The 21,600-nt window shown below is 60.4% G+C and carries 21 protein-coding genes; 12 read left to right on the top strand and 9 right to left on the bottom strand.

The window, feature by feature from the left end:
• Positions 1 to 59: 59 nt before the first annotated feature.
• The 7 genes from nuoF to JYU29_RS06120 all read right to left on the bottom strand — a co-directional run bounded on the left by nuoF (position 60) and on the right by JYU29_RS06120 (position 5,750).
• Positions 60 to 1,364, bottom strand: coding sequence for an NADH-quinone oxidoreductase subunit NuoF (gene nuoF / locus JYU29_RS06150; RefSeq protein ID WP_213983818.1), 1,305 nt, complete (start codon positions 1,362 to 1,364; stop codon positions 60 to 62).
• Positions 1,364 to 2,437: an NADH-quinone oxidoreductase subunit NuoE gene (gene nuoE / locus JYU29_RS06145; protein WP_213983817.1), complete on the bottom strand. Its 1,074-nt coding sequence runs from the start codon at positions 2,435 to 2,437 to the stop codon at positions 1,364 to 1,366. The genes nuoF and nuoE overlap by 1 nt, the downstream gene beginning before the upstream one ends.
• Position 2,438: 1 nt before the next feature.
• Entirely contained in the window at positions 2,439 to 3,629 is a 1,191-nt protein-coding gene (locus JYU29_RS06140) for an NADH-quinone oxidoreductase subunit D (RefSeq protein WP_213983816.1), read from the bottom strand.
• 9 nt (positions 3,630 to 3,638) lie between these two features.
• Positions 3,639 to 4,244 carry an NADH-quinone oxidoreductase subunit C gene (locus JYU29_RS06135; RefSeq protein ID WP_213983815.1) on the bottom strand — a complete coding sequence of 202 codons (606 nt, stop codon included), beginning with the start codon at positions 4,242 to 4,244 and terminating at the stop codon, positions 3,639 to 3,641.
• A 4-nt stretch (positions 4,245 to 4,248) separates the two neighbouring features.
• Positions 4,249 to 4,857 carry a NuoB/complex I 20 kDa subunit family protein gene (locus JYU29_RS06130; RefSeq protein ID WP_213983814.1) on the bottom strand — a complete coding sequence of 203 codons (609 nt, stop codon included), beginning with the start codon at positions 4,855 to 4,857 and terminating at the stop codon, positions 4,249 to 4,251.
• Entirely contained in the window at positions 4,848 to 5,213 is a 366-nt protein-coding gene (locus JYU29_RS06125) for an NADH-quinone oxidoreductase subunit A (protein ID WP_213983813.1), read from the bottom strand. Before JYU29_RS06125 ends, JYU29_RS06130 begins: the two co-directional genes overlap by 10 nt.
• A 210-nt stretch (positions 5,214 to 5,423) precedes the next feature.
• On the bottom strand, positions 5,424 to 5,750 hold the full coding sequence (locus JYU29_RS06120) for a hypothetical protein (protein ID WP_213983812.1): 327 nt from the start codon (positions 5,748 to 5,750) through the stop codon (positions 5,424 to 5,426).
• A 193-nt stretch (positions 5,751 to 5,943) separates the two neighbouring features.
• Between JYU29_RS06120 and JYU29_RS06115 the strand changes: the two genes are divergently transcribed.
• The 6 genes from JYU29_RS06115 to JYU29_RS06090 all read left to right on the top strand — a co-directional run bounded on the left by JYU29_RS06115 (position 5,944) and on the right by JYU29_RS06090 (position 11,897).
• Positions 5,944 to 7,554, top strand: a complete 1,611-nt coding sequence (locus JYU29_RS06115) for an ABC transporter substrate-binding protein (RefSeq protein ID WP_213983811.1) — start codon at positions 5,944 to 5,946, stop codon at positions 7,552 to 7,554.
• A gap of 51 nt (positions 7,555 to 7,605) precedes the next feature.
• The gene (locus tag JYU29_RS06110; protein WP_213983810.1) at positions 7,606 to 8,592 is read left to right on the top strand and encodes an ABC transporter permease; all 987 of its coding nucleotides are present in this window, start codon (positions 7,606 to 7,608) and stop codon (positions 8,590 to 8,592) included.
• Positions 8,589 to 9,407, top strand: coding sequence for an ABC transporter permease (locus JYU29_RS06105; protein ID WP_213983809.1), 819 nt, complete (start codon positions 8,589 to 8,591; stop codon positions 9,405 to 9,407). The genes JYU29_RS06110 and JYU29_RS06105 overlap by 4 nt, the downstream gene beginning before the upstream one ends.
• On the top strand, positions 9,404 to 10,171 hold the full coding sequence (locus JYU29_RS06100) for an ABC transporter ATP-binding protein (protein WP_213983808.1): 768 nt from the start codon (positions 9,404 to 9,406) through the stop codon (positions 10,169 to 10,171). The genes JYU29_RS06105 and JYU29_RS06100 overlap by 4 nt, the downstream gene beginning before the upstream one ends.
• Positions 10,171 to 10,941, top strand: a complete 771-nt coding sequence (locus JYU29_RS06095; RefSeq protein WP_213983807.1) for an ATP-binding cassette domain-containing protein — start codon at positions 10,171 to 10,173, stop codon at positions 10,939 to 10,941. Before JYU29_RS06100 ends, JYU29_RS06095 begins: the two co-directional genes overlap by 1 nt.
• Positions 10,942 to 11,231: 290 nt before the next feature.
• Positions 11,232 to 11,897 (top strand): carbonic anhydrase, encoded by a 666-nt coding sequence (locus JYU29_RS06090; RefSeq protein WP_213983806.1) that lies wholly within the window; start codon positions 11,232 to 11,234, stop codon positions 11,895 to 11,897.
• Positions 11,898 to 11,916: 19 nt separating this feature from the next.
• On the opposite strand, the gene JYU29_RS06085 is transcribed toward JYU29_RS06090, so the two are convergent.
• Positions 11,917 to 12,534 (bottom strand): IMPACT family protein, encoded by a 618-nt coding sequence (locus tag JYU29_RS06085; protein WP_213983805.1) that lies wholly within the window; start codon positions 12,532 to 12,534, stop codon positions 11,917 to 11,919.
• A gap of 111 nt (positions 12,535 to 12,645) precedes the next feature.
• On the bottom strand, positions 12,646 to 13,749 hold the full coding sequence (locus JYU29_RS06080) for a sulfite oxidase (protein ID WP_213983804.1): 1,104 nt from the start codon (positions 13,747 to 13,749) through the stop codon (positions 12,646 to 12,648).
• A gap of 308 nt (positions 13,750 to 14,057) precedes the next feature.
• Between JYU29_RS06080 and JYU29_RS06075 the strand changes: the two genes are divergently transcribed.
• From JYU29_RS06075 to JYU29_RS06050, 6 genes are all read left to right on the top strand, one after another.
• The gene (locus tag JYU29_RS06075) at positions 14,058 to 14,294 is read left to right on the top strand and encodes a hypothetical protein (RefSeq protein ID WP_213983803.1); all 237 of its coding nucleotides are present in this window, start codon (positions 14,058 to 14,060) and stop codon (positions 14,292 to 14,294) included.
• Positions 14,295 to 14,617: 323 nt separating this feature from the next.
• Positions 14,618 to 15,199, top strand: coding sequence for a TetR/AcrR family transcriptional regulator (locus tag JYU29_RS06070; protein WP_347879857.1), 582 nt, complete (start codon positions 14,618 to 14,620; stop codon positions 15,197 to 15,199).
• 73 nt (positions 15,200 to 15,272) lie between these two features.
• Entirely contained in the window at positions 15,273 to 16,463 is a 1,191-nt protein-coding gene (locus JYU29_RS06065) for an efflux RND transporter periplasmic adaptor subunit (RefSeq protein WP_213983801.1), read from the top strand.
• Positions 16,464 to 16,472: 9 nt separating this feature from the next.
• On the top strand, positions 16,473 to 19,619 hold the full coding sequence (locus JYU29_RS06060) for an efflux RND transporter permease subunit (protein ID WP_213983800.1): 3,147 nt from the start codon (positions 16,473 to 16,475) through the stop codon (positions 19,617 to 19,619).
• Positions 19,620 to 20,014: 395 nt separating this feature from the next.
• On the top strand, positions 20,015 to 20,650 hold the full coding sequence (gene paoA / locus JYU29_RS06055) for an aldehyde dehydrogenase iron-sulfur subunit PaoA (protein WP_213983799.1): 636 nt from the start codon (positions 20,015 to 20,017) through the stop codon (positions 20,648 to 20,650).
• Positions 20,647 to 21,597: an FAD binding domain-containing protein gene (locus tag JYU29_RS06050; protein ID WP_213983798.1), complete on the top strand. Its 951-nt coding sequence runs from the start codon at positions 20,647 to 20,649 to the stop codon at positions 21,595 to 21,597. Before paoA ends, JYU29_RS06050 begins: the two co-directional genes overlap by 4 nt.
• Positions 21,598 to 21,600 lie beyond the last annotated feature (3 nt).

Raw genomic sequence — 21,600 nt, 5'->3', positions numbered from 1 at the left:
TGCTGGCGCTGCGAGATCCTTGATCTCAATGCCGTGCCAGGCTCGCTGATCCCGTACCCTTATTCCGCAGCAACCAGCACCGGCTCGACACGGTGCGCGTTGTAGGAAAACTCATCGATACGACGTTCGATCTCGGGCCGGAAATTACGGATCAGACCCTGGATCGGCCATGCTGCCGCATCGCCAAGTGCGCAGATCGTATGACCTTCGACCTGCTTCGTCACGTCCAGCAGCATGTCGATTTCACGCTTTTGCGCTTCGCCGCGCACCAGCCGCTCCATCACACGCCACATCCAGCCCGTGCCTTCGCGGCAAGGCGTGCACTGGCCGCAGCTTTCATGCTTGAAGAAGTAGGACAGCCGCGCGATTGCCTTCACGATATCCGTCGACTTGTCCATCACGATCACGGCTGCCGTGCCGAAGGATGACTTGCGTTCGCGCAGGCCATCGAAGTCCATCGGGCAATCGATGATGTCTTCCGCCTTCACCACCGGGCAGGATGCGCCGCCGGGAATAACGGCAAGCAGATTGTCCCAGCCGCCGCGAATACCGCCGCCGTGCTTTTCCACCAGCTCGCGGAAGGAGATGCCCATGGCTTCTTCAACCGTGCAGGGCGTGTTGACGTGCCCGACCAGCATGAACAGCTTGGTGCCGACATTGTTCGGACGGCCGATGGACGAGAACCAGCTGGCGCCGCGACGAAGAATGGTCGGTGCGACCGCAATCGACTCGACGTTGTTGACGGTCGTGGGGCAGCCATAAAGACCCATATTCGCCGGGAATGGCGGCTTCAGGCGCGGCTGGCCCTTCTTGCCTTCGAGGCTCTCGAGCAAGGCCGTTTCCTCACCACAGATATAAGCGCCCGCGCCGTGGTGAACGTAGATCTCGAAATCGTAGCCGTTCTTGTTGTTCTTGCCGATGAAACCCATCTCATAGGCTTCGTCGATCGCCCGCTGCAGCGCTTCGCGCTCGCGGATGAACTCGCCGCGAACATAGATGTAGGCAGCGGTTGCGCCCATCGCGAAACCGGCAATCAGGCAGCCCTCGACCAGCGTATGCGGATCGTGGCGCAGAATTTCTCGGTCCTTGCAGGTGCCAGGCTCCGACTCATCGGCGTTGACCACGAGATAGGACGGACGCCCTTCCGTGTTCTTCGGCATGAAGGACCACTTGAGACCGGTCGGGAATCCAGCGCCGCCGCGGCCACGCAGGCCGGACGCCTTCATCTCGTTGATGATCCAGTCGCGACCCTTTGCGATGATCTCGTCCGTTCCGTCCCACAATCCGCGCGCCATCGCACCCTGGATCGATTGGTCGAAACGGCCGTAGATATTGGTGAAGATGCGGTCCTTATCTGCGAGCATCAGCTTGCCTCACCGTCTTTGCTGCCAGACTTGCCTTCAGCTTCGGCATCCGGATGACCGGCCATATCCTTGCCAGCGCTCGTCGTGTCGGCGTCGGATGCTGCTTCACCCTTGGCGTCAGCACCAACCGGTTCTTCCTTGAAAAGCTCCGGAGCCTTCAGGCTCTCGTCGCCTTCCTTCTCGGTGCTGTTCTTGCGCTGCTTGGCCTCACCCTCAACGGAAGGATCGGCCTTGTTGGCCTCGGCGGCGTTGCCAGTCGGTGCCTTCACGCTATCGGCGCGTTCGGCCGCAGGGTTGGTCTTTTCCGGCGATGGCGACTTGATGGTTGGATTGGTTTCAGCCGCATCCGTTTTCGGTCGTGCGGCCTCCGACGGCGGCGCAGCCGTTTCTCCGGTTGCCGGTGCCGCTTCGGCCGACCATGCCTGCTTGCGCTTCTCACGCCATTCGCGGGCGTTGTCCTGAATGGCCTGCTCGTCGGTCAGCGACGTGAAGCCGGAAGCCGGAGCGGAATAGAAACGATCGATCTGCGGACCGGGCTGAGGCGGATTGCCCGCCTCGAAAGCATCGATGATCTCAGCCAGACGGTCCGGTGTCAGGTCTTCATAGGTATCCTTGAACACCATGACCATCGGCGCGTTCACGCAGGCGCCGAGGCATTCGACCTCTTCCCAGGACAGCGTGCCGCTTTCATTGGTGTGGAACTGGTCGTGATGGATCTTGGAGCGGCACACATCCATCAACGCGCCGGCGCCGCGCACCATGCAGGGCGTGGTGCCGCAAACCTGCACATGCCCCTTCGTACCAACCGGCTTCAGCTGATACTGAGTGTAGAAGGTCGCAACCTCGAGAACGCGGATATAGGGCATGCCCAGCATATCAGCGACAGTCTCGATGGCAGCCTTCGAAACCCAGCCTTCCTGTTCCTGTGCCCGCATGAGCAGCGGGATCACGGCGGACTGCTGGCGGCCTTCCGGATATTTGGCGATGGCGCGGTCAGCCCAGGCAGCGTTTTCCTCGTTAAAGGCGAAGCTGGCTGGCTGAACTGCGGGCTCTGCAAGGCGACGAACGGACATTTTAGCGGTCGACCTCACCAAACACGATATCGAGCGAGCCGAGAACGGCGCTCACGTCGGCCAGAAGATGGCCCCTGCACATGAAATCCATCGCCGAAAGATGCGCGAAGCCTGGTGCGCGCAGCTTGCAACGATACGGCTTGTTGGTGCCGTCGGACACGAGATAAACGCCGAACTCGCCTTTCGGTGCTTCAACGGCGGCATAGACCTCGCCGGCCGGCACCTTGTAGCCTTCGGTGTAGAGCTTGAAGTGATGGATGAGCGCTTCCATCGACCGCTTCATCGCAGCGCGTTTCGGCGGAACGACCTTGCCGTCGGTGTTCGACACCGGGCCGACCTTTTCCGCTCCAAGCAGACGATCGATGCATTGGCGCATGATGCGCGCCGACTGGCGCATCTCTTCCATGCGAATTAGGTAGCGATCATAGCAGTCGCCGTTCTTGCCGATCGGAATGTCGAATTCCATCTCGGAATAGCACTCATAGGGCTGCGACTTGCGCAGATCCCAGGCAGCGCCCGAGCCGCGTACCATCACACCGGAGAAGCCACGCTCCCAAGCCTCATCGAGAGACACGACACCGATATCGACGTTGCGCTGCTTGAAGATGCGATTGCCCGTCATCAGGCTGTCGAGATCGTCGAGGGTCTTGAGGAACGGATCGAGCCAGTTGCCCATGTCCTCGATGATCTGGTCCGGAATGTCCTGATGAACGCCGCCGGGACGGAAATAGGCTGCGTGCATGCGCGAGCCGGAAATCCGCTCATAGAACGTGTTCATCCGCTCGCGTTCGACGAAGCCCCACAGCGGCGGGGTCAAGGCGCCGATATCAAGCGCCTGAGTCGTGACGTTGAGGATGTGCGACATGCAGCGGCTGAGTTCGCAACAAAGCACGCGGATGAGCTGGCCGCGCTTCGGAACTTCGATCTCGAGCAGACGCTCCACAGCCAGAGCAAAGGCATGCTCCTGGCTCATCGGCGCGCAGTAATCGAGGCGATCGAAATACGGAACGGCCTGCAGATAGGTCTTAGCTTCGATCAGCTTCTCGGTGCCGCGATGGAGCAGGCCGATATGCGGATCGACGCGATCCACCACTTCGCCGTCGAGCTCCAGCACGAGGCGCAGAACGCCGTGTGCCGCAGGGTGCTGCGGGCCGAAGTTGATGTTGAAATTGCGAACGGATGTTTCGGGCATTTTAGCGCCTTAATTCGCCTTCGACTTCTCGTCGCCGGGCAGCACGTAATCGGTACCTTCCCACGGAGACAGGAAGTCGAAGTTGCGGAATTCCTGCTTGAGATCCACCGGTTCGTAGACCACGCGCTTCACCTCGTCGTCGTAGCGAACTTCGACGAAGCCCGTCAACGGGAAGTCCTTGCGCAGTGGATGACCTTCGAAACCGTAGTCAGTCAGGATGCGGCGCAGATCCGGATGACCGGAGAACAGAATGCCGTAGAGGTCGTAGGTCTCGCGCTCATACCAGTCGGCGCCCGGGAAAACGCTGATGATGGACGGCACCGGCGTATCTTCGTCCGTCAGAACCTTGATGCGGATGCGCTGGTTCTGACGCGGCGACAGGAAGTGATAAACCACATCGAAGCGCTGCGGCCGCGAAGGATAGTCCGCACCGCAGACATCCAGGATCGAGATGAACTGGCACTGCGCGTCGCGTTTCAGGAAGGATACGACTTCCACGATAACGGGCGCCGGCACAGTGATCGTCAGCTCGCCGTGAACCACAACGGCTTTTTCCAGCCGATTGCCCAGCTTTTCACCGAGATAGGCAGCAAGATCGTTGAGAGCTTCGCTCATGGCCTCACCGCTCGATCGTGCCGGTGCGGCGGATCTTCTTCTGAAGAAGAAGAATGCCGTACAGAAGGGCTTCCGCAGTGGGCGGGCAGCCGGGCACATAGATATCCACCGGCACGATGCGATCGCAGCCGCGCACGACGGAATAGGAATAATGGTAATAGCCGCCGCCGTTGGCGCAGGAGCCCATCGAGATGACGTAGCGCGGCTCCGGCATCTGGTCGTAGACCTTGCGCAAAGCAGGCGCCATCTTGTTGGTCAGCGTGCCGGACACGATCATGATGTCCGACTGGCGCGGTGATGCGCGCGGCGCAACGCCGAAGCGCTCGCTGTCATAGCGCGGCATCGATGTGTGGATCATCTCCACCGCACAACAGGCCAGACCGAAAGTCATGAACATCAGCGAGCCCGAACGGGCCCAGGTGATCAGCGCCTCGGATGAGGTGAGGATAAAGCCCTTGTCGGCGAGCTCGTCGTTGATCTCGCCAAAGAACGGATCGTCCGCGCCAACCGGCTTGCCGGTGTTCGGATCGATGATGCCGCGCGGCTGGCGCGCGACGAGTGTTCCCTCAGGGGTCACTTTGGTCGGAAATACCGGCGTCGGGCTCAATCCCATTCGAGTGCTCCCTTCTTCCATTCATAGATGAAGCCGAGCGTCAGGATGCCCAGGAACACCATCATCGACCAGAAGCCAAACATGCCGATCTCACCGAAAGACACTGCCCACGGGAACAGGAACGCCACTTCGAGATCGAAGATGATGAAGAGAATCGCCACCAGGTAGAAGCGGACGTCGAACTTCATGCGCGCATCGTCGAACGCATTGAAGCCGCACTCGTAAGCCGACAGTTTCTCGGGATCGGGATTGCGATAAGCAACCAGAAAGGGCGCGACCGTTAGCGCGACGCCAACCAACATGGCGACGCCGATGAAAATCACGACCGGAAGATAGGAACTCAGTAGGGTGTCCATGAACAGACCTTGGCTAGCCTAACGCTTCTTATCTAAGGCACAGCAGCTTCGCGAGAAAGCAGATGCGACACAAGGAGATAAGCGGCGGCATTGCTGCAACGCGGCGTGACTATCCCTTCCGCAGCCGGCTTGCAAGCCAATTAGGCGCGACGTGGGGTAAGAGTTCGCAGGAAACTGACAGAACCTATACCAATGTTAATCATAAGCTTTTCAAAGGATTGTCGCACCGACCAGCCATACAGCTGCCAATATGCATGAAAGATTTCCCCAAATTCCGCCCACCTGTCCCGCCGAACGCCAAACGCACCCGAAGATGAAGAGGTTATAGGGAAGAGGCAGGAGAAAAACGGCGAATCCGAGCGGCACAGGCGCACCGGCAGCGAGCACAATCAACGAAGCGATCGTCGTGACAACGTTCAGCAGCGTGCCGAGAATCAGCATGTCACGGACGATGAGCACATGCAGCGGGATCGCGCCGCTCCATCTTAGCAGGACATACCGCTTCAAACGACTCACCAACGGGAAGCCCGTCGCCACGCTGATCCGCGAACTTTGTCGACCCGCCTGTCAGGCACCTTTATTCCTCAGCGCCTTCGATCCGCGCAAATCAGCTTCTGCAGCGAAATATCACCATTTTCTTCGAAGCGCGCCGGGTTTAGGTTGTTGTTGCTGGTGAAGCCGGTCTGCGCAAGAAAGATTGCGCGACTGTCACCTTGTCAAGGATGTGCTGATGCCGCCCCTTTCCCTCAACCGACGCTCGTTTATCGCCGGATCATCTGTCCTGTTAGCCTCCACAGCGCTGCCGACAATCGGCTTTGCGCAGGCGGTTCAGAAGGGTGGGCGGTTGATTGTTGCAGCTGATTCCGAGCCGCGCAACCTGAACCCTGCGATCGTCGCGTCGAACGGCGTGTTCTTTATTGCTTCCAAGGTGATAGAGCCGCTGGCGGAAGCGTCGTATGAAGGTGAGGATGGGTTGGCGCCGCGTTTGGCGACTTCGTGGGAGGGCTCCGACGACGGTTTAAGCGTTACATTTAAGCTGCGTGAGAACGTGAAATGGCATGATGGCAGCGCGTTTTCGTCGAATGACGTGGCCTTTTCGGCCTTAAACGTGTGGAAGCCGCTGCAGAATCTGGGGCGTACGATCTTCAAGGATCTGGAAGCCGTCGAGACGCCCGACGCCACCACGGCGATCTTCCGCTTCTCGAGGCCGACACCGTTTCAGCTCATCCGCAATGCCCTGCCCGTGGTCTCCAGCGTGCTGCCGAAGCACATCTATGAGACCGGCGACATCGCCAACAACCCTGCCAACATTCAGCTGGTGGGTACGGGACCGTTCAAGTTCGCGGAATACAAGCCGGGCGAATATTACCGGCTGACGCGCAACGAGGATTACTGGGGCGACGACACACCATATCTCGATGAGATCATCTATCGCGTATTGCCGGACCGCGGTGCGGCAGCGAGCGCGCTGGAAGCCGAAGAGATCCAGCTTGCCGCCTTCTCGATGGTGCCGCTCGCCGATCTCGATCGCATCAGCAAAGTCGAAGGCATCGAGGTCATCTCGAAGGGCTATGAAGCGCTGACTTACCAGCTCGTGGTGGAGATTAACCACCGCCGCAAGGAGCTTGCCGATCTGAAGGTGCGCCAGGCAATCGCGCATGCGATCGATCGCGACTTCGTGGTGAAGACGATTTTCCTCGGCTACGCGGAAACCGCGACGGGGCCGGTGCCCAAGAACGATCCGCAATTCTACACGGGCGATGTTGCGACCTACCCCTTTGATGTCGCCAAAGCCAATGCTCTGCTGGATGAAGCCGGCTATCCCCGAAATGCTGACGGCATCCGCTTCAGCCTCAAGCTTCTGCCGGCGCCTTACTTCAACGAAACGCGCCAGTTCGGCGATTATCTGCGCCAGGCGCTGGCTACCGTCGGCATCGAGGCTGAACTGGTGAACAACGATGCAGCTGCGCATCAGAAGGCCGTTTACACCGACCACGCCTTCGATCTGGCAATTGCGCCAACGGTCTTCCGCGGCGATCCGGCAATCTCGACGACGATCCTGGTGCAGAGCGGCATCCCGGATGGCGTGCCCTTCTCCAACCAGGGCGGCTACAAGAACACTGAGCTCGATGCGCTGATCGACAAAGCAGCGAGCGAGCTAGACGAGACGAAGCGGACAGAACTCTACAAGGAGTTCCAGAAGCTGGTCGCGACCGACCTGCCCCTGATCAATGTGGCGGATTGGGGCTTCATCACGGTGGCGCGAACGAGCGTCAAGAACGTGGCCAACAATCCCCGCTGGGCCGTTTCAAACTGGGCCGATACCTGGATCGAGACTTGATGCCGAAGTGTCGCTTGCGGAACTGCGCCCTTTGATGGTTCTGGACGCGTCATGAACAGGGCTTTGCGGCTGATCCGCAGGCGCCTGATCGCCAGCATTCCGGTTCTGGCGATCGTTGTCCTCGGTACGTTCTTCCTCCTCGAAGCCGCACCGGGCGACGCAGTGGATGCTTATGCCGCCTCTCTCGGCGGCGATGCGGGATTGAGTGCCGATCTGCGCGCGCAGTGGGGGCTGGACCAGTCAGTCTGGGGCCGGCTCGCCGCGTATCTTTACGCCCTCGCCCATCTCGATTTCGGCCGCTCCGTGATCTTCTCGCGCCCCAACCTCGACGTGATCCTCGAACGTCTGCCGAACACGCTGCTTCTGATGGGATCAGCCACTGCGCTATCGTTTGGGCTCGGCTCGTTGCTCGGCATCTGGGCCGGTGCGAAGCCCGGCAGTCTGCGCGATCGTTTGCTGTCGGTCGGCTCGCTAGCCATCTACGCCGTGCCCGGCTTCTGGCTCGGCCTCGTGCTGATCGTGATCTTTGCCGTGCAGCTGCGCTGGCTGCCGCTGAGCGGCATCGAGACGATCGCCTCCAGCAAGGAAGGGTTCGCCCGTGCTGGCGATATCGCCCTCCACCTGATCTTGCCAGTGGGTGCGCTCGGCCTGATCTATCTGGCGCTCTATCTGCGTATGATGCGGGCCGGCATGACGGAAGTCTGGCGGACCGACTATGTGCTTGCCGCACGCGCACGTGGCCTTCCGCGCCGACGCATCGTCCTGCGCCATGTTGCGCGAAATGCTTTGACGCCGCTGGTGACCATGCTCGGCGTGCAATCGGCAGCAATGCTCGGTGGCAGCGTCGTCATCGAAAGCGTGTTTTCGATTCCCGGTCTCGGCCGGTTGGCGCAGGAGTCAGTGGCCGGCCGCGATACGTCGCTTCTTCTTGGCATTATCCTGATCAGCGCGGTGGTCGTGATCCTCATCAATCTGATCGTGGACCTCGCCTACGCCCTGCTTGATCCACGCGTCGGCGCAAGCGAAGTGCAATCATGACGCTGCTTCGCACACCCACCGCCCTGCTCGGCTTCACCATCTTGGTCGTTTTGGCGCTTATCGCCCTGTTGGCGCCGCTGCTCTTTCCTGCAGATCCGCTGGCCATCGCGGGCCCTGCCTTGCTGCGGCCCTTCCAGGACGCGAGCCTTCCGCTTGGAACAGATCGGCTTGGCCGCGATGTTCTGGCCGAACTCGTACACGGGGCCCGCACATCGCTTCTGGTTGGACTGGCCGCTGCCGCGACCTCGATCATCGTCGGATCCGTTGTCGGCACGCTAGCCGGCTTCATTGGCGGCATCGTTGATGAAGTGCTGATGCGCATCACCGATGCTTTCCAGACCGTGCCGGGCTTTCTGCTGGCGCTTGCCTTTGTCAGTGTTGTCGGACCTTCCCTGCCGGTGGTCGTCCTCGCCATTGCGCTCAGTGCCTGGACAGGACCGGCGCGCGTGGCGCGGGCAGAAGTGCTTTCGATCCGTGAGCGCGATTATGTCGCCGGTGCGCGTGCCATAGGCATGCACCCGCTCAAGATCGCGTTCCGCGAGGTTTTGCCAAACGCACTGCCACCTGTGCTCGCGCTGTCTTCGGTGATCGTTGCCGCTGCGGTTCTCACCGAAGCCGCCTTGTCGTTCCTGGGCCTCGGCGATCCCAACCGCATCACCTGGGGTGGCATGATCGCGGAAGGCCGCGCCGTTCTAAGATCCGCTCCTTACCTGTCGATCATCCCTGGCATCGCCCTCGTGGTGACTGTTCTCGGCGTTTATCTGGCCGGCGAAGGCGTGGTCGAAGCAAGCGCAGCGCGGAAGGTGCGGGCATGACCGTGCTTGCTCAGCTGCAGCGATTCGGCGTCAGCTACTCTCGCGATCGCGCTGTGGCGCCGGCGCTGGCCGACGTCGATCTGGACCTGAAAGCTGGCGAGAAGCTTGCCATTATCGGCGAAAGTGGCTCGGGAAAAAGCACGATCGCGCTGGCCTTGGCTGGTCTTCTGCCTTCCGAGGCGAAGCTGACGGGCAGCCTCGTGTGGCCGGGTTATCCCGATCGGCCGCCGCGCGCCGGCCGTGACATCGGCTTCGTTTTTCAGGATCCCGGCGGCAGTCTCAATCCCGTTTTCACCATCGGCAACACGATTGCCGAGGTGGTTCAGGTCAATCGCAGCGTCGACTGGCACGCTGCCCTTCAAGCCGCCCATGAACTGATCGATCGCGTGCGCCTTCCCGATCCCGAACTGATCGCGCGTTCTTATCCGCATCAGCTGTCCGGCGGTCAGCGCCAACGTGTGGCGATCGCAGCCGCCATTGCCGGGCGACCATTGCTGCTGATCGCCGACGAGGCGACCAGTGCGCTCGATACGATCGTTCAGGCGGAAATCGTGGCGTTGATCCGCTCGCTTGTGGAGGCCGACGGGATGACGCTCCTTTTCATCAGCCATGACATCGCTCTGGCTGCTTCGCTGGCTGACCGGATCGCTGTTCTCCGATCAGGCCGGCTCGTGGAATGCGGCGACACGCGAACGATCATTCAGGAGCCGAAAGACGCCTATACGAAGCAGCTGCTTCGAGCCCATCTGGCGGTGGAAGCGTGATGCCGCTGCTTGAAGTCTCCGGCTTGTCGAAACGCTATCGCCGCGGCGACACCCTTGTTTCAGCTGTCGACGATGTCAGCTTCACCATTGCGGCCGCCGAAACGCTCGCACTGGTGGGACCATCCGGCAGCGGTAAGTCGACGATCGCGCGTTTGGTGACGCGCCTCATCGAGCCCGACGCTGGCACGATCCTGTTTGAAGGCACGGATCTGCGTGGACTGAAACCATCCGCACTGCGTGCCATGCGTGGCCGTCTGCAGATCGTCTTTCAGAATCCGCTTGCCGCGCTTAACCCGCGCGCAACCGTTGGGCGCGTGATCGACGATCCGCTGAAGATCCATACAGGCTTCAGCCGCGGTGAACGACGCTCGCGCGTTGCAAGCCTGCTGGAACGGGTGCGGCTCGACCCCGCCCTCGCCTCCAGACCGATCCACGAAATCTCCGGTGGGCAACGGCAAAGAGTTGCGATCGCGCGGGCGTTGGCCAGCTCTCCGACTCTGATCGTTCTGGATGAAGCTGTGTCCGCGCTCGACGTGTCCGTGCGCGCCGAAATCCTGCAACTGCTCAAGCGCATCCAGCGCGAAACGCGCGTCGCCTATCTCTTCATCACGCATGATCTCGGCGTGGTTCGCGCGGCGGCGGACCGAGTCGCCATTCTCGATGGTGGCAAAATCGTGGAAAGCGGCATTGCGACCGAGGTCGTCAGCAATCCCCAGTCGGCAATTGGAAAGGCGCTGGTCGCAGCGGCGCCGCGCCTGCCGCGTGGATAAATGCCAGAGAAGGGAAAAAGAACAGGTGCAGCACAGACGGGATAGAGGCTCGTCTACCAATACGTTGATGTCAGAACGGGAAATCGGAAAAATCGCCCTGTTCCCCAGTACCGTCGCGTCCGATTGACATGCGCTGCACCTGCGAGCTCAAAATGCGCGGATCTTGGTGCGGTTCCCACCGTGTCGAAGGAAATTGCCAGCCTGATGCCTGATGTCACTGGCTTGCCGCCTTGGTGAAACATGCTAGATCACGGCTCCTGTTCCATGTGTTTGGTGAAAGAAGCAGCGCGATGACTTTTCCAGACCGCCTACGCGCCGGTTATGATTCCTTCCTGCAAGGGCGCTTCGTGGGTGAGCAATCCCGCTACCAGTCCCTTGCCGAAGCCGGCCAGAAGCCGGAAATCCTGATGTTCGGCTGCATCGACTCGCGCGTGTCGCCGGAGGTCATTTTCGACGCTGCGCCCGGTGAGATGCTGGTTGTGCGCAACGTCGCTAACATCGTTCCGCCTTATGAGCCAGATCGCGAGTTCCAGCATGGCACCAGTGCTGCGTTAGAGTTCGGCGTCCAGGCGTTGCGGGTGAAGCATATCGTGGTGATGGGCCATGCGAGCTGCGGCGGTATTCGCGCCTTTGCCGACGAGCAGGAGCCGCTTTCGCCTGGTGATTTCATCGGTCGCTGGATGTCGCAGATTCAGCCGGCTGCCGAAAGCCTCGCGCCGCGCGATCATGAAGATCCCGATTATCTGCGTCGTTTGGAGCTCGCAGCCGTCGAACTCAGCCTGCGCAACCTGATGACCTTTCCTTGCGTGCGCATCCTCGTCGAGCGCGGCAAGCTGCAGATCCATGGCGCCTATTTCGCCGTCGCAACCGGACGGCTTCTGATCCGTGATCCGGATACCGGCGAGTTCAAGCCGGCGACCGAAGGCGGGGTGGCGACCATCACGGGCGAGGCTTGAGCGGCTCACCTGAAGAAGCTTAGGGCATTGCCGGGTCCGCACCTGCATCCGGCCAAGCGATGTGGGCGCGGCCACTCGTCAGGTCGGAGACGAGACGCGTTATGGTGGCCGCTGCGTCCTTTTCCACGGACAAGACCATCTGAACACCCTCTGCCAAAAAGGTCTGGTCGAGGGTCTGCACCTGCGCAAGCGCACTTAGTCTTGCGTGAACAAGCGCCGCATCGCTGAAGTTGCAGACCACCGTACCAGACACGGTCTCGACAAACGGGATTGTTTCCGCATCGCGCAGGCACATGGCAGCCGTGCCGCCATAGGCGCGCATCAAACCGCCGCTGCCAAGCAAAATGCCGCCAAACCAGCGCGTGACCACTACTGCCACACGGTCGATGGCCTGACCGTCAATGGCTTGCAGGATCGGCTTGCCCGCGGTGCCGCTCGGCTCGCCAGCATCGTTGAAGCGGTAGGTTTGTCCAACACGCCAGGCCCAGCAGTTGTGGTTGGCAGACGGATCGGAATGCGCTTCGATGAAGGCGCGCGCTTCCGTTTCATCGCCGACCGGCCCTGCCGTGGCGACAAAGCGGCTTTTCTTCACGATTTGCTCGCGATCGAGAGCGTGACGGATCAAACGCGTTGTCATGCCAAGCCTGTGGAGTTCGTCGCAAGGACGACCGTCAATGATCGGCCGCTTCCCTTCTGACTAGTCGGACGACAGGGTGGGAGGCAATCCACCCGCCATCACATGCAGGCACTACCTGATTGGCTGCACGTTGATGCGGTGTGCTGCGTTGTTGCAATATCCTCGCGGGTTCCAGATGGCCTGGCCGAGAGGCTGGACGGCTCCCGACGCATCTTCGGCTCGCGCAATGATGGCCGTTTCACCTCCGTCGCACCGCAGGGTCGTTTCGAAGCCACGCCAGGCGTAGCGATGGCCTTCCGGTTCCAGTTCGGCCTCGACCCACGTCCGGCCTTCATCTTTGGAAACATGAACCTTCGTGATCGATCCCTCGCCACTCCATGCGAAACCTGTGACATGGATGGGATCACCGACGCGCAAACGAGCGTCTTCATTCGGACTGGTGATCAACGTGTTGACCGGCATGCGCTCGATGACCTCGAAAATTGCCGGGTCTAGCGGCTCACCTGGCTGCACCGGTTTGTTCGGAAGGCGGTAATCCGTGCCGTTCATCTTTTCGCCGTCGTGAACACGATGGCGCACCTCGATCCGCGACAGCCACTTCTGCCACGCCGAACCCGGAGCGCCTGGCGCAACCACGCGCAAAGGCGCGCCATGATGGAGTGCGAGGTCGACATCGTTCATCGCCCATGCAATCAGCGTTTCCGGCGCGAGGGCTCGATTAATCGGCAAGCCTCGGGAGATCGCCGGACCTGACCCGTCCTGCGCAAGATCCGGAGAATGGTGACCGGTATAGACGGCTTCTGCGCATATCCCGCACGCGTTCAGGACATCACGCATCCGAACCCCGGTCCATCGAGCGCAGCCGACGGCCCCTCGCCCCCATGCAAGACCATCGGTCGCCGGATCAAAGCCTGCCCTGCCATTGCCGGCGCATTCCAGCACAGCGGTGACCGTGACGGTTTCGAACGTGTCGCGCAGAGCGGACAGCGTGAACTCCCGGGGATGATCCACGTGACCGTCGACCGTCAGTGACCAGGTGGCGGGCGGCTCGTCAAAAGGCATGCGCCCATTGTTGCGCACGAAGAAGGCGTCCACAGGGGTCAAAGCATTTTTCAGAAGCGGAAGCGGCGTTTCGGCGTTCAGGCTCTCATCTGGCAGCAGAACGAGACTAGGCTTTTCGCTTTTCAGTCGCTCAACTTCGCCGTTGATGTGCATGTTGCTTGTCCTTGATCCTGGTCAGCTTGGAACTAGCGCAGGAAATCAGACGTGCCATCTCTCCAGCCATTCCACGACGCCTTCGGGTCTTTGATCCTGTCGTCATCTTCCAAGCTCCAAGGCTAGGATCTGGTTCCTCCAAACCGCTTAAGCTGCTGCATCAGGCGACATCAACCGACTACGCGTTCAGATTTCACGAGACTTGCGCGACCGCTGGAGAAGACCGTCGTGGGAGATCATTGATCTGGCACGCATCTAAACGCCACGCTGATGGTTATGCTTCAAACGGCCAGTTGAAGGATCTCCACATGACCAACGATAAAGAACAGCCGCGCGTTCTGTCGCGTAAGTCTACTCCTGAGAGCGATCGGGTACCGGCGAATGGAGACACGCCCAAAGTGTCAGATACGCTCGTCAACGTAACGGGTGCCCCCGACGCCGACTACCACCCTGAGGCTCTTGCAAATGCCGTGGCGGACAACGAGGCTGGTACCATGCCGGATGACGAGATCGGCGGCATCACACCACTGAAGCCGAAGAAGTAAGCCATTACCCAGCAGTTCTTGGGAAGTGGTGCTTTGTTGAAGAGACACAGCAACTGCTTTTGCCGTCTCCGAGTCACGGCTGTCTCCGGTCATCGTCTTAGATGTCTGGAGACGCTCGCCGCATGATCATAATGTCGTGATCCACTCTCTTGCCCCACTCGGCTTCATCTTAGAATGCGAGCCTGTACACGGCTTCGCCGCAGCATAACGTGAGTTCTGCCCACCATCAGCGATAATCACTCGAGAGCTACGCCTCCGGAGCTCCCGCTTGACCTGACGCCGAGAAATTATTAATAACCATCCGGTTGGTTATGGAGTTTTCAGTGTCGCGCCCGCGTGTCATCGACCAGAGCAAGATCCTCGATGCTGCGGAAGCAGTTGTCGTGCGGGAGGGTGCTGCCCGGTTGACGCTTGATGCCGTCGCTTCGGAAGCCGGGATCAGCAAAGCCAGCGTCATCTATGACTTCAAAACCAAGCAGGCCTTGATCAAGGCGGTTATCGAGCGTCGTTTTTCTGAAGAAGAAGCCAAGTTTGACGCGGCGACAGAAAAGCTCGGTGCAGTTGCGGATGCCCGCATTCTCGGGCGCATTGCAGCTACGTCGGACTCACCCGCCGATGATGCCCAAGCAGTTGCGCTTCACCTTTGTTCGGCACTGGCTCAGGATGCCGAGCTTCGTTGCATGCTGCAACAATCCTATGATCGGGAGATCAAGATGATCGAGGCGCAGTCGCCGAACGCCAGGATGGGCCGCCTCGCCTTCCTGGCGCTGGAAGGCCTGCGAAGTCTCGAGTTTCTTGGGATCTATTCGTGGCCGGAACCAACACGCAGCCGCATCTTGAAAGAGATCGAAGAGCTCGTGGCAGGCAATCCGCACAGCCAATCCGCGGAGGAAAATGGGGGCTAGGCCTCGCTTTCCCCTTCATGTCTTCGACTTTTCGCATTCCATTTTTTACCCATTACCAAGCTGGTTCATTCCAATGACGATTTCCAACAGTCCTTTTCGACTGGCCATCCTGTTTGCGCTTTTCGGCACTCTCGCTGCGTGCAGCGACTCGGAAGAACAGGCAGCGGCAGCTCCAGCCGCGCCGCCGCCGGCCGTCAGCTTTATCGAAACAAAGCCCGAAGCGCTGCCGATTACCAACGACCTGCCTGGCCGCATCTCGCCGACGCGCATTGCCGAAGTGCGGCCTCGCGTTTCCGGCATTGTGGTGGAACGGGTCTTCGAGCAGGGTAGCACCGTGAAGGAAGGCGACGTGCTTTACCGCATCGACCCTGCCTCCTTCGAGGTTCAGCTTGCCAGCGCGGAAGCGACCTTGCAGCGGGCGAAATCCGTGCAGCTGCAGGCCAGACAAACCTCGGATCGACAAACCGAGTTGAACAGCCGGCGCATAACCTCGACCCAGCAGCGCGACGACGCCGTAGCCCTGTTGGCCCAGGCGGACGCCGATGTGGCCGTGGCGCAAGCAGGCGTCGATGCAGCCAAGCTCAATCTGGCTTATTCCGAGGTCAAAGCTCCGATCAGCGGTCGCATCGGACGCGCTCTGATCACGGAAGGCGCACTGGTCAACAGCACCGAGATCCTTGCAACGATCCAGCAGCTCGATCCGGTTTATGTCGATTTCACACAGTCTTCGAGCGATCTTCTCGATCTTCGCAAAGCCGTCGCGTCGGGGACTTTGGAAAGCCCCGGTCCTGATCAAGCCTTGATCCGCATGCAGTTCGACGATGGACGGCAGTATCCGCAGGAAGGTCGCCTGCTGTTCTCGGAAGCAACGGTCGACCAATCGACCGGACAGGTGACGCTGCGCGCCGAAATCCCCAATCCCAATGGTGATCTTCTGCCGGGCATGTATGTCCGCGTGATGATCGAACAGGGCATTCAGCCGGCCGCGATCGCGGTTCCGCAACAGGCGGTTCAACGCAATACCGGCGGACAGTCGCAGCTCTACGTGCTGAACGATAAGGATGAAGCCGAGCTTCGTATCGTTCAGTCAGGTCGCACGATTGGCGAGCGCGTCGTCATAGCCGAAGGGCTCGACGCCGGCGAGCGGGTCATCGTGGAAGGCTTCCAGAAGGTCAGGCCGGGTGCGCCGGTCACTGCAGAACCCTGGAAGCCTGAAGATGGCAAGGCTGCAGCGGACGCTGCGGCGCAGAAGACCGCCAGCTAAGGAAAATCGATGGCCCAGTTCTTCATCGGCCGGCCCATTTTCGCTTGGGTCGTGGCTATCTTCATCATGTTGCTCGGGGCGTTGGCGATCCCGATGCTGCCGGTCGCGCAGTATCCCAACGTTGCTCCACCGCAGATTTCTATCAACGCGTCTTATACCGGCGCAGCACCCGAGGACGTGTATCAGAGCGTCACGCGCCCGATCGAAGAAGAGCTGAACGGCGTCGAAGGCCTGCTCTACTTCGAATCCACATCCGATACGTCCGGTCGCGTTTCGATCACCGCGACCTTCCAGCCAGGCACTGAGTCTTCGCAGGCTTCGGTGGATGTTCAAAACGCGGTGCGTCGCGTCGAGGCACGTCTGCCGCAGTCCGTCGTGGATCAAGGCGTCCAGGTTCAGGAAGCCGGCAATGGCTTCTTGATGATGGTCGCGCTGATTTCCGGCGACGGAAAGACTGACGTCATCGGCCTGGGTGATTACCTCAACCGCAATGTGGTGGGCGAGATTCGCCGTATCGAAGGCGTTGGCCGCGCGCAGGTCTTTGCTTCGCAGCGCGCCATGCGGATCTGGATCGATCCCGACAAGATGCTCGGTTTGAGCCTGACGGCCGATGACATCAACAATGCCGTGCGCGCTCAGAACGCGCAGGTTGCCGCCGGTCGCATCGGCTCCCTGCCGAACACGGACGAGCAGCAGATCTCCGCATCCGTGCTCGTGACGGGCCAGTTAAAGAACCCGGAAGAGTTCGGGGAAATCATCCTGCGCGCCAATCCCGATGGATCGACGGTCCGCTTGAAGGATGTGGCGCGCATCGAAGTGGGCGCGGAGACCTACAATTTCGGCACCCGGATCAACGGACAGCCCGGCGCCGGTGTCGGCATTCAGCTGGCGCCGACCGCCAACGCTATGTCGACATCGGAAGCGGTAAAGGCGAAGATGGAGGAACTCCAGGAGTACTTCCCGGCCGGCGTGGAATACGCCATCCCCTACGATACGTCGCCATTCGTAGCCGTCTCGATCGAAAAGGTGTTCCACACGCTTCTGGAAGCGATGGCGCTCGTTTTCGTCGTGATGTTCATTTTCCTGCAGAAGTTCCGCTACACCGTCATTCCGACGCTGGTGGTTCCGGTCGCGCTGCTGGGCACCTGTGCCGTGATGTATGCCACCGGCTTTTCCATCAACGTGCTGACGATGTTTGCCATGGTGCTGGCGATCGGCATCCTTGTCGATGACGCCATCGTCGTGGTTGAGAATGTCGAGCGCATCATGGCCGAGGAAGGCTTGCCGCCGAAGGAAGCGACCCGCAAGGCGATGTCGCAGATCTCCGGCGCCATTATCGGCATCACCATGGTTCTCACGGCCGTGTTCATTCCGATGGCCTTTTTTCCCGGCGCAGTCGGCATCATCTACCAGCAGTTCAGCCTGACGATGGTGGTGTCCATCCTGTTCTCGGGCTTCCTTGCGCTTTCCCTGACACCAGCCTTGTGCGCGACCTTCCTGAAGCCCATCCCGCAAGGGCATGCGCATGGCAGGAAAGGCCCGTTCGGCTGGTTCAATCGCGGCTTCGACAAGATGACGAATGGCTACTCGTCATCGGTGGGTTGGCTCGTCAACCGGGCCGGCCGCTTGATGATCATCTATCTAGCCCTGCTCGCCGGCCTCGGCTGGGCCTTCATGCAGCTTCCGTCCGCCTTCCTTCCGAACGAAGACCAGGGCTTCCTTCTGGTTGACGTTCAAGCGCCGCCGGAAGCGAGCGCCAATCGAACCGATGCCGTTCTGGGTCAGATCTACAACATCTTCGAGAAGGAACCGGCGCTTGATCAAAGCGCATTGATCCGCGGCTTCTCGTTCTCGGGCACAGGCGACAATGCCGGTCTTGCCTTCATTACGCTGAAGGATTGGTCGGAGCGCGGCGAGAACGATTCCGCCAGCGCCATCGCAGCCCGTGCCAACGGATCTTTGTCCGGGCTCAAGGATGCGATTTCCTTCGCGCTTTCGCCGCCTGCAATCCAGGGCCTCGGAACCTCCAACGGCTTCACCTTCCGATTGCAGGACCGGGGAAGCGCGGGTCAGGATGCGCTTTCGGCCGCAGGTGCGCAGTTGATGGCAGCGGCCAGCGAAAGCCCGGTGCTTGCTGGTCTGCGTATCGAAGGCCTGCCGGACACGTCACAGGTCAACCTGATCGTGGATCGCGAAAAGGCGAACACGTTCGGCGTGTCGTTTGCAGACATCAATGCGACCATCTCCGCCAATCTCGGTTCCGTTTACATCAACGACTTCCCGAATGCCGGTCGCATGCAGCGCGTGACGGTGCAGGCGCAGCAGGATCGTCGCATGAAGACGGACGACCTGCTGAACCTGAACGTGCGCAACTCCAACGGCGGCATGGTGCCCTTGTCGGCATTCGCGAAAACCGACTGGTCGAAGGGTCCGGCGCAGGTCGTCGGCTACAACGGCTATCCTTCCATCCGCCTGGCCGGCAGCGCAGCACCGGGCTATTCGTCTGGCGCAGCCATCGCCGAGATGGAGCGGCTTGCCGGCGAACTGCCGAACGGCTTCGGCTATGAATGGACCGGCCAGTCGTTGCAGGAGATCCAGTCCGGGTCGCAGGCGCCGTTCCTGGTCGGATTGACGGTGATCTTCGTATTCCTGCTTCTGGCTGCCCTGTATGAAAGCTGGTCGATCCCGCTTTCGGTGATGATGGTTGTTCCGCTCGGCGTCATCGGATCGGTGCTTGCGGTGATGTTTGCCGGCATGTCGAACGACGTGTATTTCAAGGTCGGCCTCATCACCATCATCGGTTTGTCTGCCAAAAACGCCATTCTCATCATCGAATTTGCGAAGGATTTGCGGGCAGAAGGTAAGCCTCTGCTGGAGGCGACGATCGAGGCGTGCAAACTGCGTTTCCGTCCGATCCTGATGACCTCGCTGGCCTTCACGCTCGGCGTTGTGCCCCTGGCCATCGCGACGGGCGCCAGTGCCGCAAGCCAGAACGCGATCGGCACCGGCGTACTGGGTGGCATGATCTCGGCCACCGTTCTCGCCATCTTCTTCGTGCCGGTGTTCTTCGTCTTCATCATGAAACTGATGCCGGGCAAGACGGCCGCCAAGGAGGAAGAGGTGCCGGCATCAGCCCCGCTGTCGCCTGCCGAATAACTCGGCGCATCGGGCAACCACGAAGCCTGCTGTCGACATTCAGCGGGCTTCGACCGTGACATTCTTCAGCGCAATCTGTCTGTTGCGCTGAAGAAGGCTTTCAGCTGCCCGCAATCGATCATCTGTCTGGTCTCAGCCAAGCCGCATCGTGCAAGCGCGTGAACTTCGGCCAGGTCTGCCCTATCCGGCAACAGCTTTCCCAGCCGGCCGGGTGCACATTCCGGTAGGTCACGGACTTATCACCTGCGATCACAGAAATTATCGCTCTGGAAGGGTAATCATCGGCTCGCCCTGCCCTATTGTTGCTTCTACCGAACAAGCCAGCGCATGCGTGTCAGCTGAGCTTTCGAATTAGCCAAAGCTTTTAGCTTAGCCAAACGAGGATGCCGATACCGATGCAATCTCCCGGAAAGCTGGAATTGAACAGACGCGACCTGATGGTGGGAACGGCGGCTTCCGTCAGCCTGGCCGCTGTCACGAACTCCGCCCACGCCCAAACGCAGAAAGTCGACGCTCCTATGCGCAATGATGTGTCGTTTACCGTCAACGGAAAGCCGGTTTCGCTTGAACTGGATAACCGCACCACACTGCTCGATGCCTTGCGCGAGCAACTGCAACTGACCGGGACCAAGAAGGGCTGCGACCACGGTCAATGCGGCGCGTGCACGGTTCTGGTGGATGGCAAGCGCATCAACTCCTGCCTTTCGCTTGCATGGATGCACGAAGGCGATGAGATCACCACGATCGAAGGGCTCGGAACACCGGAGAACCTTCACCCGATGCAGTCGGCGTTTCTTGAGCATGACGGCTATCAGTGCGGCTATTGCACGCCGGGTCAGATTTGTTCGGCAGTGGCTGTTCTCGATGAGATCAAGGCTGGCGTTCCAAGCCATGTGACGGGTGACATCACGGCCGATCCTCAGGCCTCGGAACTTGAGATTCGCGAGCGGATGAGCGGCAATATCTGCCGCTGCGGTGCTTACTCAAACATTGTGGAAGCCATGACCGATGTGGCTGGGAGGCCGGCATGAAGAGCTTCACATTCGAGCGCGCCGAAACGCCGGCTAAGGCTGCAGCCGCTGCTGCAAATAACGAAAACGCCAAGTTCATCGCTGGCGGCACCAACCTTCTCGATCTGATGAAGCTCGAGATCGAGGTGCCGACGCATCTGATCGACGTCAACAAGTTAAAGCTCGACCGCATCGAGGAAACTGATGACGGCGGCCTTCGGATCGGTGCACTGGTGCGCAATACCGATCTGGCGTCTCATCAGACGGTTCGGCGCGATTTTGGTGTCTTGTCCCGTGCGCTCTTGGCTGGCGCGTCCGGCCAGCTGCGCAACAAGGCAACCACCGCCGGCAACCTGCTTCAGCGCACGCGCTGCCCGTATTTCTATGACACCAACATGGCCTGCAACAAGCGCCAGCCTGGTTCAGGTTGCTCCGCCATTGGCGGCTTTACCCGTCAGCTCGGCGTAGTGGGTGTCAGCGATGCCTGCATTGCGACAAACCCAAGCGACATGAACGTCGCCTTGCGGGCGCTGGATGCAACCGTCGAGACCGTGAAGCCTGATGGTGAAACCCGCTCGATTGCCATCGCCGACTTCCACCGCCTTCCCGGCGACACGCCCCAGGTGGAAACCGCGCTGGAGCATGGCGAACTGATCACGGCCGTGACGCTCCCTGCCCCGGTCGGCGGCAAGCATATCTACCGCAAAGTTCGCGACCGTGCGTCTTACGCCTTCGCGCTTGTTTCCGTTGCCGGCGTCATTCAGCCGGATGGCACCGGCCGCATCGCGGTTGGCGGTGTCGCGCACAAGCCATGGCGCATGGAAGAAGCCGAAGCCGAACTGCCGCAGGGCGCTCAAGCCGTTGCAAACCGTTTGTTTGCCGATGCGCGCCCGACAGATGACAACGAATTCAAGATTTTGCTCACCGAGCGCACGATAGCCGCCGTGCTGGATGAAGCGAGGGCCTGAGCC

The organism is Tianweitania aestuarii (genome assembly GCF_018457165.1).
Classification (GTDB): Bacteria; Pseudomonadota; Alphaproteobacteria; order Rhizobiales; family Rhizobiaceae; genus Tianweitania; species Tianweitania aestuarii.
Note: the sequence above shows the minus strand (reverse complement) of the source record. Positions and strands in the feature narration are given on the sequence as shown.